Below are 14,151 nucleotides of genomic sequence, written 5' to 3'. Positions count from 1 at the left end.
AGGGTTAACAGGCGGGTCGCATCAGGGCGTGGTAGCCGCGGTCAAACCACACCAGGCCCTGAGGCACCGGGTGGCGGGTTATAGCAACGATCTCGCAAAACATAATGTCGTGCGTGCCGACGCTCACCACCTGGCTAATGCGGCAGTCGAACGAGGCCAGCGCGTCGTCCAGCCGCGGGCAGCCGGTGTCCCCGGTCTGCCACCGGGCGGCGGCGAAGCGTTCTGCCATCGGGGTCTTGCCACCAAACAGATTGGAGAGCGATTCCTGCCCGGCACTCAGGGTGTTAACGCACAGGGTGCGGTTGTCGTTAAAAACTGGCCACACCGAAGCACCGCGATTGAGGCACACCAGCAGCGTCGGCGGCGAATCGGTGACGCTGCACACCGCGCTGGCGGTAAAGCCCGCCTGTCCGGCCGGGCCGTCGGTGGTAATAATATTCACCGCCGCCCCGAGGCAGGCCATGGCATCACGAAAGACTTGTTTATCAATGTTCATGGTTGCTCCTTATACCAGCCCGCAAGCGTCATCAAAGCTCAGGCGGGGCAGGCGGCCGTAAAGTTTGCTTGTATCGCCGTAACCGATGTTGATTAGCAGATTGCTTTTCAGGTTGCTGCCGGTAAAGAAGGCGGCATCCACCGTCTCCCGGTCGAAGCCGGACAGCGGCCCGGTATCCAGCCCGAGTGCCCGGCAGGCGACAATCAGATACGCGGCTTGCAGGGTGCTGTTGCGAAAGGCGGTCTCCTCGGCAAGCTGCGGGCTGGCGGTGAACCAGCTCCGGGCGTCGCCATGGGGAAACAGCTCTGGCAGCCGATCGTAAAACTGGCTGTCCCAGGCAACGATGGCCGTCACCGGGGCGGTGAGAGTTTTTTGCAGGTTGCCGCTGGATAGAGCCGGACGCAGTTTCTCTTTGCCTTCCGGGGTGCGGATAAACACCATCCGCGCCGGAGAGCAGTTGGCTGAGGTCGGCCCCCACTTCATCAGCTCGTATATTTCACGCAGCGTCTCGTCGCTGACCGCGCGGTCCAGCCAGCCGTTATGGGTCCGCGCTTCGGTAAACAGCGCATGCTGCGCGGTTGGGGTGATGGCTTCACTCATGGCAACTCCTTCGATAAACGTTCATGGCGATGCAGCAGACTGGCAAGCCCGTTTTGTAGCAGGGCGTTGAAAACCTCCGGCTCGGTAACGTTGCAGGCGTGGCCGCCCCGGGGCATCACCGTGAGGGTGCTGTCGGGCAGGGCGGCGTGGAGCTGGGATGAACAGACGGCTGGCACCAGCAGATCGTCGGCAGAGCAGATCGTTAACACCGGACAGCGGATCTCTGTCGCCAGGCGGCTGAAATCGGCCCGCTTGAGAGCGTTCAGTCTGCGCAGCAGGGTGGCTTTACCCTGAAAATGGGCCAGCGCCAGCGCCTCTTCGGCCTCCATGCGCGGCTGACGGGCGGCCATCCAGTCGGCGGGATAGAGAAACAGTGGCTGGGCTTCTACCCACGCCTGCGCGCCACCGGCATGCAGCAACCGCTCGCGCACCTGAAAACAGCGCCGGGTATGGGGATGCAGCGTCAGCCAGCCGTTGACGCACACCAGCGCGTCGATCGCGCCAGGACGATCCAACGCCAGCTGCAGGCCGATCAGCGCCCCCAGCGCATGGCCGACCACCGAAAAGCGCCCGATCCCGGCGGTGCTGAGCGCCTGCCACAGCTCATCGGCCATCTGCGCCAGGCTGTAGTCCTCCGGCAGCTCGCCGGGATTGTTGCCGGTGCCACGCTGGTCATAGCAGACCACCTGGTAATCCTGCTCCAGATCGGCCAACTGGGGCAGCCAGTAGCTGCCGCTGCCGCCCAGCCCGGCGCTTAACACCACCACCGGCGCGCCCGCAAAGGGCGGGGGTGAAATTGAAAGGTTCATGGCAACCTCACTGACCGATGTGGGCAATGGTGGCGATCTCCACCAGCGCCTCGGGTTTGACCAGCCCGCACTGAATGCAGAACCGCGCCGGTTTATCGCCAGGGAAAAACTCGGCATAGATTTCGTTAATCGCGGCGTAGTTTTTCCAGTCGGTAATAAAGATGCTGTTGAAGGTCACGTCCGCCATCGTCCCGCCCGCCGTTTCGATAACGCGCTGGATAGTCTGTAGCACGTGGCGGGTTTGCGCCTTTGGGTCATCGGGAAACACCACGTTGTTGTGGGCGTCGAACGGCAGGGTGCCCGAGACGTAGACCACGCCATCTGCCAGCGTACCTGGCACGAAGGGGGCGATCGGCGTACTGGTGCCTGGCGGGATAATCACAGATTTTGGCATTGGCTCACTCCTCAGGCGATACGGGCATAGGTGGATGGTGTAAGGGCGTCGCAGAAGGTGGCGACGTCGCTGACCCATCCGAAAAAGGTTTCGATGTTAAACAGCGCGGCCTGCTGGGCAAACGCCGGGCCTGCCTGGTGGGTGGCGTCTTCCAGCACCACCCCGAAATATTCAAGAAAGAAGCCGTCGCGCAGGGTCGATTCCACGCACACGTTGGTGGCTATGCCGGTGAAGATCAGATGGCGGATCCCCCGGCTGCGCAGCAGGCTGTCCAGCGGGGTATTAAAGAAGCCGCTGTAGCGCGGTTTCGGCAGCACGATATCCCCCGGCTGCGGCACCAACTCGTTCACCAGCTGGTAGTCCCAGCCGCCTTTCGCCAACAGCTTGCCCTGCAATTCCGGGCGCTGGCGCATGGTTTTCAGGGCGTTGGATTTGTGGAAGTTGGGCGAGCCGGGGCCGCCTGCCTCCACGTACTCTTCATCCCAGCCGTTCTGGAACCAGATGATCTGGATCCCGGCCTGGCGAGCCGCAGCCACCGCGGTGCGAATATTGTCGATTACTGGCCGGGTGGCGGAGACGTCAAACCCGGCGAGGTCAAGGTAGCCGCCAGGGCTGGCGTAGGCGTTCTGCATATCCACCACGATCAACGCGCTCTGGGCGGGATCGAAGGTGATAGCTTCCGGGCGTGCGGGCAGGATCGTCATTACGCGACCTCCCTGGTGATAGCGGGAAGATGCGATCGGCACGTCATCAGCGGCTGGATGCGCTCGCCAAAGGTTTCAATTCCGGCCAGGAAATCATCAAAGGTGAGCAACACACCTTCGGCACCGGGTACGCTCGCCACTTCATCGAGCATCCGCGCCACGCTGGCATAAGAGCCGACCAGGGTGCCCATATTGATATTTACTGCGGAGGTCGGGTCTGCCATCTGCCGCACGTTGGTGTCTGCCCCGGAGCGGGTATCTTTCTGGCTCTGTTCGCTGAGCCAGCTCAGGGCTTCGTCGTCGGCCCCGGCTTTGTAATGCTCCCACTTCGCCCGCGCCGCTTCGTCGGTTTCATCGGCTATCACCATAAACAGCACATAGGAGCCGACATCGCGCCCGGTTTTTTCAGCGGCCTGTTTCATGCGGGCCGCGGTGGGGGCGAAGGCCGTCGGCGTATTGACCCCTTTGCCAAAGCAGAAGTTGAAGTCGGCATAGTTTGCCGAGAACTCCATCCCCGCATCGCTCTGCCCGGCGCAGATCACCTTCATGGGCACCGAGGGCTGCGGGCTGACGCGGCAGTCGTTCATGGTGAAGAACTCACCTTTAAAGTCGCTTTTGCCGGTGCCCCACAGATCGCGCAGGACCTGAACATACTCGGTGAGATAGTCGTAGCGCTTCGAGAAATACTCATCGCCCGGCCAGAGTCCCATCTGCTCGTACTCCGGTTTTTGCCAGCCGGTAACGAGGTTGACGCCAAAGCGGCCGCCGGAGATGGTGTCGATGGTGGAGGCCATCCGCGCGACAATCGCCGGGGGCAGGGTGAGCGTGGCGGCGGTGGCGTAGATCTGGATGCGGGAGGTGACTGCCGCCAGCCCGGCCATCAGCGTGAAGGACTCCAGGTTGTGATCCCAGAATTCGGTTTTGCCGCCGAAGCCGCGCAGCTTGATCATCGACAGGGCAAAATCGAAGTGGTAGTGCTCCGCTTTTTGCACAATGGCTTTGTTCAGCTCGAAGGTCGGCATGTACTGCGGCGCGTGGGTGGAGATAAGCCAGCCGTTATTGCCAATGGGAACGAATACGCCAATTTTCATCACTAACCTCTCTTCATCTCAACATGGGGTGAAAGTCAGACGTGGCGCTGCATCCTGCATCTCCTGTTCAGCCGCGTAAGCCTGTTTTGCAAAGCGGATGCCAGGTTTGAAATTACTAATGTTATTAATGTGTTAATGATTGGTTGAGGAAAAGCAGGCGATAAAAGTGGACTGTCTGGTCAAAATAGTTGCACACAAAGCAGGCAGTCGTGCGCGGTAGCGGTGCAGATTGTCGTGGTAACTCAGGGGTTTTTGCTATGCTGGGTGCAGATCAACAAGGAGTGAGCCAATGGTACAAGGCGCAGTGAAAACGGGCGGTAAACGTTCCCAGGCAGTGAGCGCGAAAAAACAGGCCATTCTCTCGGCGGCGCTGGAGACCTTTTCGCAGTTTGGCATTCACGGCACGCGCCTGGAGCAGGTAGCCGAGCTGGCGGGGGTGTCGAAAACCAATCTGCTTTACTACTTCCCCTCAAAAGAGGCGCTGTACGTGGCCGTGCTGCAACAGATCCTCGATATCTGGCTGGCGCCGCTGAAGGCGTTCCGCGAAGAGCTGACCCCACTGGTGGCGATCCAGCAGTATATCCGCCTCAAGCTGGAGGTCTCCCGCGACTATCCGCAGGCCTCGCGGCTGTTCTGTCTGGAGATGTTGCAGGGGGCACCGCTGCTGAAAACGGTGCTGAGCGGGGACATGAAATCGCTGGTAGATGAGAAGTCGGCGATCATTGCCGGTTGGGTGGACACTGGCAAACTGGCCCCGGTGGATCCGCACCATCTGATCTTTATGATCTGGGCCGCCACCCAGCACTACGCCGACTTTTCCGCCCAGGTGGAGGCGGTGACCGGCAAGTCGCTCAAGGATGATGACTTCTTCCACAGCACCGTGGATAACGTGCAGCGGATGATTATCGAAGGGATCCGGGTGCGTTAACTGGACGGCGGAAGCGGGCAGCTTAAATCGCCCTCTTCACACTGCATCAGCGAGGCCAGGAAAGCGTCCCGTTCGTTGGTTTTCTCCGTCATACACTGGTTAATGATCATCGGCTGCACGGAGCCGCCTGCGGTACCCGAACCGATAAGGGCGCAGTCGGCATCGCGCAGGGCGATCCACGCCTGCTGGGCTTTTTTCAGCAGATCGCGCTGGGGTGTCGCGGCGCGCTTCATAACGGCCTGATACGTCTGGTTCAGGGTTTTATCCGCCGCCTGATACTGTTGCGCGGTGCAGGTGTTCATCTCAACCTGGGTGCTGGCGTTACCGCACTCATCCGCCAGCGCGCTGGCGCTCAGCAGTAACGCTGCTCCGGCAATAAAAGCTCTTTTCATGTTTCTCTCCGTGTAAAAAAGCCGGATGCGCTACGCTTATCCGGCCGGTGAAAACCACATTGTCACGCTATCTGTAGCCCCGGTAAGCGTAGCGCCACCGGGGAAAGATTGCACGTTTAGCCGATGGTCATCAGACTGGCATTACCCCCTGCGGCAGCGGTGTTCACGCTCAGGGAGCGCTCCACGTACAGACGCTCCAGCTGCAGATTGTCCTCGCCGCGGGCGAAGCCCTGCACCGACACAATCGCGCCGCTACGGGCCGCAACCTGTTCGCACAGCTCGCGCAGCTGGTCGGAATCGCCGTGATAGATCACCGCATCAAACGGCTGGCTGGTCAGCACATCCGCTTTCGCAAAGTGAATGCGCGCGGTTACTGCCTTCGGCAGCTGTTTCGCCAGGTCGCGGTGCAGGCCATCTTCCGGCCACAGCACTTCACATCCGGTCGCCAGTGCGGCTGCCAGCTGGATCAGCGCATCCTGCTCGTTATCCGCCACACAGAGCACGCGCTCGCGTGGCATCAGGGTCCAGGTGTTACGCTCGCCGGTCGGACCAGGCAGCACACGCTGCGTACCCGCCTGGGCCAGCTCGCCATACTGCTGGCACAGCGCCCGCAGTTCAGGACGTTTTTCTGCCCAGGTGGCCAGGGCTTCCAGCGGCTGAGTCAGCACCGCTTTCACCTGGGCGTCCACCGGAAGTTGTGCATCCTGACGCGCCAGGGTCACGCCGAGGGCATTCGCCGGACGGTTCGCCAGCAGGCGGTACAGGTACATTGGACCACCGGCTTTCGGACCGGTGCCCGACAGCCCTTCGCCGCCAAACGGCTGCACGCCGACGACCGCGCCAACCATATTGCGGTTCACGTACAGGTTGCCGACTTTCGCGCTGCCGGTCACCTGGGCGATGGTTTCGTCGATACGGGTATGCACGCCCAGCGTCAGGCCATAACCGGAGGCGTTAATCTGCTCAATCAGCTGATCGAGGTTGTTACGGTTGTAACGCACCACGTGCAGCACCGGGCCAAAGACCTCTTTTTTCAGTTCGTCGAAGCTGGCCAGCTCGATCAGGGTTGGCGCCACGAAGGTGCCGCTGGTCCATTCGCGGGCGTCTTCGCTGTTCTCACGCACCGCCTGGAATACCGGACGGCCTTTGGCGCGCATCGCCTGAATGTGATTCTCAATATTCGCTTTGGCTTCGGCATCAATTACCGGGCCGATATCGGTGGTCAGACGGCCTGGGTTGCCCATCCGGCATTCGCCCATCGCGCCACGCAGCATCTTCAGGGTGTGGTCAGCAATGTCATCCTGCAGGCACAGCACACGCAGGGCAGAGCAGCGCTGTCCGGCGCTGTCGAAGGCCGAGGCGACCACGTCCACCACCACCTGCTCGGTGAGGGCAGAGGAGTCCACGATCATCGCGTTCATGCCGCCGGTTTCCGCAATCAGCGGGGTCGGACGGCCCTGGGCATCCAGACGGGTGGCGATGTTGCGTTGCAGCAGGGAGGCCACTTCGGTGGAGCCGGTGAACATCACGCCGCGCACACGGTTGTCGGCGGTGAGCTTCGCGCCCACGGTCTCGCCGCGGCCTGGCAGCAGTTGCACCACGCCTGCCGGTACGCCCGCTTCCAGCAGGATGTTGATCCCCTGGGCGGCAATCAGCGGGGTTTGCTCGGCCGGTTTCGCCAGCACGCTGTTACCGGCGGCAAGCGCGGCAGCAATCTGACCGGTGAAGATGGCCAGCGGGAAGTTCCACGGGCTGATACAGACTACCGGCCCCAGCGGGCGATGGGTTTCGTTGTCAAAGTCGTCACGGACCTGACCGGCATAGTAGTGCAGGAAGTCAACCGCCTCGCGCACTTCGGCGATCGCGTTGCTGAAGGTTTTACCGGCTTCGCGCACCAGAATACCAATCAGCTGTTGCATCTGATCTTCCATCAGCACCGCAGCGCGCTCCAGGATCGCGGCACGCTCCTGCGGCGGCGTGGCGAACCAGATTGGCGCGTTGTTCACCGCGCTGTCGAGGGCCAGATCCACTTCCTGCTCGGTGGCTTCGCGGGCGAAACCGACAATGTCTTTCGGCTCGGCCGGGTTGACCACCGGCTGCATTTCGCCGTTGCTCACTGGCTGCTCAAGGATCGGTTTGGCCTGCCATTTCTGCAGGGCGCTGTTGAGCAGCGACGAAGAGAGCGAGGCCAGACGGTGTTCGTTCGCCAGGTCCAGACCGGAGGAGTTGATACGGCCTGCACCGTACAGCTCGCGCGGCAGGGCAATCTTCGGATGCGGCAGACCCACCTGACCTTCCTGAGCGGCCATTTTTTCCACCGCCAGCACCGGATCCGCCACCAGCTCGTCCAGCGGCAGAGTGGCATCGGCGATGCGGTTAACAAAGGAGGTGTTGGCCCCGTTTTCCAGCAGACGACGCACCAGATACGCCAGCAGGGTTTCATGGGTGCCCACAGGGGCATAAATCCGGCACGGACGGTTCAGTTTGCCATCCGCAACCTTACCGGTGACCTGCTCGTACAGCGGTTCACCCATGCCGTGCAGGCACTGGAACTCGTACTGGCCCGGATAGTAGTTCTGACCGGCGAGTTGATAAATGGCCGCCAGGGTGTGGGCGTTGTGGGTAGCGAACTGCGGGTAAATCAGGTTCGGCACGCCGAGCAGCTTTTTGGCACAGGCAAGATAAGAGACGTCGGTGTAGACCTTGCGGGTATAGACCGGATAGCCCTCCAGGCCTTCCATCTGGGCGCGCTTGATCTCGCTGTCCCAGTAGGCGCCCTTCACCAGACGGATCATCAGGCGGCGACGGCTGCGGGTGGCGAGGTCGATCAGGTAATCAATCACGAACGGACAGCGTTTCTGGTAGGCCTGGATCACGAAGCCAATCCCGTTCCAGCCTGCCAGCTCTGGCTCGAAGCACAGTTTTTCCAGCAGATCGAGGGAGATCTCCAGACGGTCGGCCTCTTCGGCGTCGATGTTGATCCCGATGTCATACTGGCGTGCCAGCAGGGTCAGGGACTTCAGGCGCGGGTAAAGCTCATCCATCACGCGGTCGTACTGGGCGCGGCTGTAACGCGGGTGCAGGGCGGAGAGCTTAATGGAGATCCCCGGGCCTTCATAAATGCCGCGGCCATTCGAGGCTTTACCAATGGCGTGGATCGCCTGCTGGTAAGAGACCAGATAGGCCTGCGCGTCGGCAGCGGTCAGCGCCGCTTCGCCCAGCATGTCATAGGAGTAGCGGAAGCCTTTATCTTCCAGCTTGCGGGCGTTGGCCAGCGCTTCGGCGATGGTTTCGCCAGTAACGAACTGCTCGCCCATCAGACGCATCGCCATGTCCACGCCTTTACGGATCAGCGGTTCGCCGCTCTTGCCGATAATGCGGTTCAGGGAGCGTGAAAGGCTGGCTTCGTTATGGGTGGAGACCAGACGGCCAGTGAACAGCAGACCCCAGGTGGCGGCGTTAACGAACAGCGATGGGCTGCGGCCAATGTGTGAATGCCAGTTGCCGTTGCTGATTTTGTCGCGGATTAGCGCGTCGCGGGTGGCTTTGTCCGGGATGCGCAGCAGCGCTTCCGCCAGACACATCAGGGCCACGCCCTCCTGGGAGGAGAGGGAAAACTCCTGCAGCAGGCTCTGCACCATTCCGGCACGGCCGGTGGCGGTTTTCTGGCTGCGCAGTTTTTCGGCCAGCTGATACGCCAGGTTATGGGCCTGGGTGGCAATCGGCTCCGGCAGGCGCGCCTGCTCCAGCAGCATCGGGACGGCATCGGTCTCGGCACGGCGGTAGGCGGCGGTAATGGCCGCGCGGCTCACCGACTGAGGCAGGATCTGCTCGGCAAATTCGAGGAACGGCTGGTGGATCTCTTCGACGGCCTCGGCGTGCTCGTCGCCCTCATTAGCGGCACCGGCCAACAGGGCAGGCAGCTCTGGCAGGGCGTCGTCGCTCTCCAGCTTTTCCAGATAATTAAAGATGGCCTGCTTAATTAACCAGTGTGGCGTGCGGTCAATTCGCGTGGCTGCCGATTTAATCCGTTCGCGGGTCGCGTCATCCAGCTTAACCCCCATGGTGGTCATGCCCATGCCAAAAACTCCTGTGATTCAGTAGCGCTAGTGTAGTTAACGTGAAATATCCACTATGTTGCAACTTTGTGCAACCTCGTTAAATGTGACCCGGTTTGCAAGCTGGAAAATGAATGGATTGTTACGGCATGGTTAACCGCAAAAAAGATGTGGATTTTCATTTTCAACCCTGGTTTCATGCGGCGCTTAACACTTTTTGCAGGTGCAACCGCGAAAAACGTGAGCGAGTGCAACCTCCAGCAATCTGCTGTGAAACCGGGGATGAAATTGATGTAAATGCAGTGTTAAATCATTTGTGTCAGAGCAGCGCATACGGCAGGATACGCGCGGCCAACACAAACACACATCATCACCCCCTCGTTCCGGGGGTGGAATAAAGACTGCCGGGAAGGCTGTCGAACATTTTTGCGGAGTATTTAAATGGCAATTAGCACACCGATGCTGGTGACATTTCTTATCTATATTTTTGGCATGATCCTGATAGGGTTCCTTGCATGGCGTTCTACCAAAAACTTTGACGATTATATTCTGGGTGGGCGTAGCCTGGGGCCGGTCGTCACCGCGCTCTCGGCGGGCGCATCGGATATGAGCGGCTGGCTGCTGATGGGGCTGCCGGGCGCTATCTTCATCTCCGGGATCTCTGAAAGCTGGATTGCCATCGGTCTGACCGTGGGGGCATGGATTAACTGGAAACTGGTGGCCGGGCGTCTGCGCGTGCATACCGAAGCCAACAATAACGCCCTGACCCTGCCGGACTACTTCACCGGGCGTTTCGAAGATAACAGCCGGGTGCTGCGTATTATCTCTGCGGTGGTCATCCTGGTGTTCTTCACCATCTACTGTGCCTCCGGCATCGTGGCCGGGGCGCGTCTGTTCGAAAGCACCTTCGGCATGAGCTATGAGACCGCGCTGTGGGCGGGTGCTGCGGCAACCATCCTCTACACCTTCGTGGGCGGGTTCCTGGCGGTTAGCTGGACCGATACCGTGCAGGCGAGCCTGATGATTTTTGCCCTGATCCTGACCCCGGTGATTGTGATCCTCTCCGTGGGCGGCCTGGGTGATTCTCTGGCGGTGATCCAGCAGAAGAGCATCGAAAACGTCGATATGCTGAAAGGCCTGAACTTTGTGGCGATTGTCTCGCTGATGGGCTGGGGGCTGGGTTACTTCGGCCAGCCGCACATCCTGGCGCGCTTTATGGCGGCAGACTCTCACCACACCATCGTTCATGCCCGTCGTATCAGCATGGCCTGGATGATCCTCTGTCTGGGCGGGGCCTGTGCGGTCGGCTTCTTCGGTATTGCCTACTTCAACAACAACCCATCGCTGGCAGGTGCGGTGAACCAGAACGCCGAGCGCGTGTTCATCGAGCTGACGCAGATCCTGTTCAACCCATGGATTGCCGGTATTCTGCTCTCTGCAATTCTGGCGGCAGTGATGTCCACCCTGAGCTGCCAGCTGCTGGTCTGCTCCAGTGCCATTACGGAAGATCTCTACAAAGCGTTCCTGCGTAAAAGCGCCAGCCAGAAAGAGCTGGTGTGGGTCGGGCGCACTATGGTGCTGGTGGTGGCGCTGGTCTCCATCGCGCTGGCGGCTAACCCGGAAAACCGCGTGCTGGGCCTGGTAAGCTACGCCTGGGCAGGTTTTGGTGCGGCCTTCGGTCCGGTGGTGCTGTTCTCGGTTATGTGGTCACGCATGACCCGCAACGGTGCGCTGGCGGGGATGATTATTGGTGCCGTCACCGTTATCGTCTGGAAACAATTCGCGTGGCTGGGGCTGTACGAAATCATTCCAGGCTTTATCTTCGCCAGCATCGGGATTGTGGTCTTCAGCCTGCTGGGTAAAGCGCCGTCTGCCGCGATGCAGAAACGCTTTGCGGAAGCGGATGCGCAGTACCACACCGCGCCGCCAACGAAGTTACAGGCGGAATAATGTGTTTTCTCCCTCTCCACGAAGGAGAGGGAGAACCCTTACCTTCGTAATCTAAGCCGGGCATGCCCGGCTTTTTTCTTGCCAAAATCCGTGATTTACGTTGATATCGCTGTGGGTTGCCCCTGAATACTTCGCGTCGCAGGAAGGTGGCAAGGACGTGAATCCTCAGGCGCTTATATAAGTGAGTAACTGGGGTGACGGTGCGTAGCCAACGCACATGCAGCGTGAAGCATGAAGGGCATATAACAATGAGGATAGCGAACAATGATAATCAAAACAGGGCTGATGGCGGGTGCGCTTTTACTGTTGGCAGGATGCAACGCCCCATCGCACAGCATAGCGGATAACACTTGCAAAGCCGATAACCAGATGCAGCAGACCACGCTCTATTTTGGCCTGAACCGTCCGGCAGGGGAGGCGATCACCGGCCAGGAGTGGCAGCAGTTTGTTGACCAGGACGTCACCCCGCGTTTTCGTGATGGCTTAACGGTGTTTGAGGCGCGTGGGCAATGGCTGGGTAACGACGGAAAAGTAGCGCGCGAGTCGAGTAAGGCGCTGATGCTCATCCACGGCAAAGATGCCCGGAGCGAAAGCAATATCGAGGCGTTGCGCGGCATCTATAAGCAGCGCTTTGCTCAGGAGTCAGTGATGCGCGTCGACCAGCCGGTGTGCGTGCAGTTTTGAGGTGATGCTGTTTGGCCTGTTGCCCTCATCCAAAGTGAGAGGGTTAATTCAAAAACGGCAATGCGCGTTGTAATGCCAGCCAGTTAAGTCCGGCGGATTGTTCCGTTCACCTCATGTTCAGCAGAACATGGCATTCCACAACCCGTGAACGTGACAAGGGGGGCCGCCGGGCCCCCCTTGTCAATCCCCGCGGCCCCGCAATGAAACCGGTGCTTCGCACTGCGCTCACCTCCCGACCGGCTGCCTGCGGTCGGCTCAACTCGACATCCTGTCTCGATTCGCCTCTGGCCGCCATCCCTGGCGTCCAGCCCTTGTCATCCGGTCTCCGGTTCGCCGGTTTCAGCGGGGACTCAACACCGGTGCCCCTTTCAGGCGACTGAGAAGCGTGAGGGTGGGGGGAATCCGGCTGAAAATCGACGAAGCGTTTCCGGAAGGCCGGGGCGAGGCGCAGGGACGCGCCGAGAGGGCATAGCCTGCAGGGATGCAGGCTGGTGCCCGACCCGAAAGCCTGAAGGAATAAGCTGAGTGCACCGCGAAGCGGCGATTTTCCTGGCCGGGAGCCGGGGTAGCCAGGGGGGAGGCGGCGAGCCCCCCTGGCACGTTCACCGCAGCGGAGGGGGCATAAAGCAGAGGTGCTTTAGTGAACGGAACTTTTCCACTTCACTCATTTAGAAATATCGAATTGCTTAACTGGCTGGCAATAACCCGAGTAGCCGTTTTGCATTGACGTTATTGGCCCGGCAAACATCGCCGGGCAACTAACTACAACACCAATCCCGCAAAGCTCGCCGACAACAGGCTCACCAGGGTGGCACCGTACACCAGGCGCAGGCCAAAGCGCGACACCACGTTGCCCTGTTTCTCATTCAGCCCTTTAATTGCCCCGGCCACGATGCCGATAGAGGCAAAGTTAGCGAAGGAGACCAGGAACACCGACAGAATGCCCAGCCCGCGCGGGGTCATCTGCGCCGCAATTTTTTGCAGCTCGATCATCGCCACAAACTCGTTCGCCACCAGTTTGGTCGCCATAATGCCGCCCGCGTGCAGGGCATCGCTCAGCGGAATGCCTACCAGCCACGCCAGCGGATAGAAGACATAGCCTAAAATCTGCTGGAAGCTTAAACCGAACACGGTAGAGAAGAGGGCGTTAACGGCGCTGATCAGGGCAATAAAACCGATCAGCATCGCCAGAATAATCATCGCCACTTTGAATCCGGCCAGAATATATTCGCCCAGCATCTCAAAGAAGCTCTGAGACTCATGCATCTTCTCAAGCTTAATTTCCGGCTCCGCTTCCGGGCGGGTCGGGTTAATCACCGTGAGAATTATAAAGGTGCTGAACATATTCAGGATCAGCGCCGCGACCACATATTTTGCCTCAAGCATGGTCATATAGGCTCCGACAATCGACAGTGAGACGGTCGACATCGCGGTAGCGGCCATGGTGAACAGACGGCGTGAGGAGAGATCCCCCAACACCCCTTTGTAAGCAATGAAGTTTTCCGACTGGCCCAGCGTCAGGGAGCTGATGGCGTTAAAGGATTCAAGTTTGCCCATGCCGTTTACCTTCGACAGCAGGGTGCCGACGACGCGGATAATCACCGGCAGAATACGCCAGTGTTGCAGAATACCGATCAGCGCAGAAATAAAGATAATCGGGCACAGCACACCGAGGAAAATAAACGCCAGCCCTTTTTCACCCATCCCGCCAAATACAAAGTTGGTTCCTTCGGCGGCATATTTCAGTAATGACTCGAAGAAGCCCGAGACGTATTGAATAACAAACAGACCGCTTTCGGCGTGGAGGAAAAAGAACGCCAGCGCAATTTCAATGACAATAAGCTGGATGACATAACGAATGCGAACATGACGGCGGTCAAAGCTGACCAGCCAGGCCAGCGCAAGGATTACCACCAGCGCCAGCAGAAAGTGCAGGAATTGATACATAGTTGATTTTCAGCAGATTAATGAGGCGCATATTTAGCCACAGCCTGCTTTAACCGTAAATGAACTTTTGCGTGATAACTTATTCACCTTTTAGTCAC

12 protein-coding genes are annotated in these 14,151 nt (G+C 59.6%); 3 read left to right on the top strand and 9 right to left on the bottom strand.

What is annotated here, in order from left to right; all coding sequences use genetic code 11:
• Positions 1 to 4: 4 nt before the first annotated feature.
• From rutF to rutA, 6 genes are read right to left on the bottom strand one after another with little or no spacing between them, the layout of a single operon-like run.
• A complete protein-coding gene (gene rutF, locus ABIE02_RS03135) occupies positions 5 to 496 on the bottom strand; it encodes an NADH-dependent FMN reductase RutF (protein ID WP_336995053.1) in 492 nt (163 codons plus the stop codon).
• A gap of 9 nt (positions 497 to 505) precedes the next feature.
• Positions 506 to 1,096, bottom strand: coding sequence for a malonic semialdehyde reductase (locus ABIE02_RS03130; RefSeq protein WP_148568938.1), 591 nt, complete (start codon positions 1,094 to 1,096; stop codon positions 506 to 508).
• Positions 1,093 to 1,905, bottom strand: coding sequence for a pyrimidine utilization protein D (gene rutD, locus ABIE02_RS03125; protein WP_151583917.1), 813 nt, complete (start codon positions 1,903 to 1,905; stop codon positions 1,093 to 1,095). The genes ABIE02_RS03130 and rutD overlap by 4 nt, the downstream gene beginning before the upstream one ends.
• Positions 1,906 to 1,912: 7 nt before the next feature.
• Complete coding sequence (rutC, locus tag ABIE02_RS03120) at positions 1,913 to 2,299, bottom strand: pyrimidine utilization protein C (protein ID WP_059308301.1); 387 nt, start codon at positions 2,297 to 2,299, stop codon at positions 1,913 to 1,915.
• Positions 2,300 to 2,310: 11 nt separating this feature from the next.
• On the bottom strand, positions 2,311 to 3,003 hold the full coding sequence (gene rutB, locus ABIE02_RS03115; protein WP_059308300.1) for a pyrimidine utilization protein B: 693 nt from the start codon (positions 3,001 to 3,003) through the stop codon (positions 2,311 to 2,313).
• Entirely contained in the window at positions 3,003 to 4,094 is a 1,092-nt protein-coding gene (gene rutA, locus ABIE02_RS03110; RefSeq protein WP_130589042.1) for a pyrimidine utilization protein A, read from the bottom strand. Before rutA ends, rutB begins: the two co-directional genes overlap by 1 nt.
• A 289-nt stretch (positions 4,095 to 4,383) precedes the next feature.
• Here rutA and rutR point away from each other — a divergent pair, with 289 nt between their 5' ends.
• Positions 4,384 to 5,022 (top strand): HTH-type transcriptional regulator RutR, encoded by a 639-nt coding sequence (gene rutR / locus ABIE02_RS03105; protein ID WP_032617479.1) that lies wholly within the window; start codon positions 4,384 to 4,386, stop codon positions 5,020 to 5,022.
• Here the strand turns inward: rutR and ABIE02_RS03100 are convergent.
• A complete protein-coding gene (locus ABIE02_RS03100; protein WP_130589041.1) occupies positions 5,019 to 5,414 on the bottom strand; it encodes a lysozyme inhibitor LprI family protein in 396 nt (131 codons plus the stop codon). The genes rutR and ABIE02_RS03100 overlap by 4 nt on opposite strands.
• Positions 5,415 to 5,530: 116 nt before the next feature.
• Positions 5,531 to 9,493, bottom strand: coding sequence for a trifunctional transcriptional regulator/proline dehydrogenase/L-glutamate gamma-semialdehyde dehydrogenase (gene putA, locus ABIE02_RS03095; protein ID WP_144883964.1), 3,963 nt, complete (start codon positions 9,491 to 9,493; stop codon positions 5,531 to 5,533).
• A gap of 420 nt (positions 9,494 to 9,913) precedes the next feature.
• Between putA and putP the strand changes: the two genes are divergently transcribed.
• Together putP and ABIE02_RS03085 are read left to right on the top strand one after the other, a co-directional pair.
• The gene (putP, locus tag ABIE02_RS03090; RefSeq protein WP_059308297.1) at positions 9,914 to 11,422 is read left to right on the top strand and encodes a sodium/proline symporter PutP; all 1,509 of its coding nucleotides are present in this window, start codon (positions 9,914 to 9,916) and stop codon (positions 11,420 to 11,422) included.
• A 264-nt stretch (positions 11,423 to 11,686) separates the two neighbouring features.
• On the top strand, positions 11,687 to 12,106 hold the full coding sequence (locus tag ABIE02_RS03085; protein ID WP_200142995.1) for a DUF3574 domain-containing protein: 420 nt from the start codon (positions 11,687 to 11,689) through the stop codon (positions 12,104 to 12,106).
• Between the two features lie 762 nt (positions 12,107 to 12,868).
• On the opposite strand, the gene ABIE02_RS03080 is transcribed toward ABIE02_RS03085, so the two are convergent.
• Positions 12,869 to 14,053 carry a NupC/NupG family nucleoside CNT transporter gene (locus tag ABIE02_RS03080; RefSeq protein ID WP_032617490.1) on the bottom strand — a complete coding sequence of 395 codons (1,185 nt, stop codon included), beginning with the start codon at positions 14,051 to 14,053 and terminating at the stop codon, positions 12,869 to 12,871.
• Positions 14,054 to 14,151 lie beyond the last annotated feature (98 nt).

Origin of the sequence: Leclercia sp. 1548, assembly GCF_050435045.1 — a bacterium.
In the GTDB taxonomy this organism is placed as follows: Bacteria; Pseudomonadota; Gammaproteobacteria; order Enterobacterales; family Enterobacteriaceae; genus Enterobacter; species Enterobacter adecarboxylatus.
Note: the sequence above shows the minus strand (reverse complement) of the source record. Positions and strands in the feature narration are given on the sequence as shown.

Excerpts from the sequence above, each read along its gene's own strand:
- ABIE02_RS03080 (WP_032617490.1), bottom strand. The coding sequence starts at position 14,053 with ATGTATCAATTCCTGCACTTTCTGCTGGCGCTGGTGGTAATCCTTGCG.
- rutB (WP_059308300.1), bottom strand. The coding sequence starts at position 3,003 with ATGACGATCCTGCCCGCACGCCCGGAAGCTATCACCTTCGATCCCGCC.
- ABIE02_RS03085 (WP_200142995.1), top strand. The coding sequence starts at position 11,687 with ATGATAATCAAAACAGGGCTGATGGCGGGTGCGCTTTTACTGTTGGCA.
- putA (WP_144883964.1), bottom strand. The coding sequence starts at position 9,493 with ATGGGCATGACCACCATGGGGGTTAAGCTGGATGACGCGACCCGCGAA.
- rutA (WP_130589042.1), bottom strand. The coding sequence starts at position 4,094 with ATGAAAATTGGCGTATTCGTTCCCATTGGCAATAACGGCTGGCTTATC.
- ABIE02_RS03130 (WP_148568938.1), bottom strand. The coding sequence starts at position 1,096 with ATGAGTGAAGCCATCACCCCAACCGCGCAGCATGCGCTGTTTACCGAA.
- rutD (WP_151583917.1), bottom strand. The coding sequence starts at position 1,905 with ATGAACCTTTCAATTTCACCCCCGCCCTTTGCGGGCGCGCCGGTGGTG.
- ABIE02_RS03100 (WP_130589041.1), bottom strand. The coding sequence starts at position 5,414 with ATGAAAAGAGCTTTTATTGCCGGAGCAGCGTTACTGCTGAGCGCCAGC.
- rutR (WP_032617479.1), top strand. The coding sequence starts at position 4,384 with ATGGTACAAGGCGCAGTGAAAACGGGCGGTAAACGTTCCCAGGCAGTG.
- rutF (WP_336995053.1), bottom strand. The coding sequence starts at position 496 with ATGAACATTGATAAACAAGTCTTTCGTGATGCCATGGCCTGCCTCGGG.
- rutC (WP_059308301.1), bottom strand. The coding sequence starts at position 2,299 with ATGCCAAAATCTGTGATTATCCCGCCAGGCACCAGTACGCCGATCGCC.
- putP (WP_059308297.1), top strand. The coding sequence starts at position 9,914 with ATGGCAATTAGCACACCGATGCTGGTGACATTTCTTATCTATATTTTT.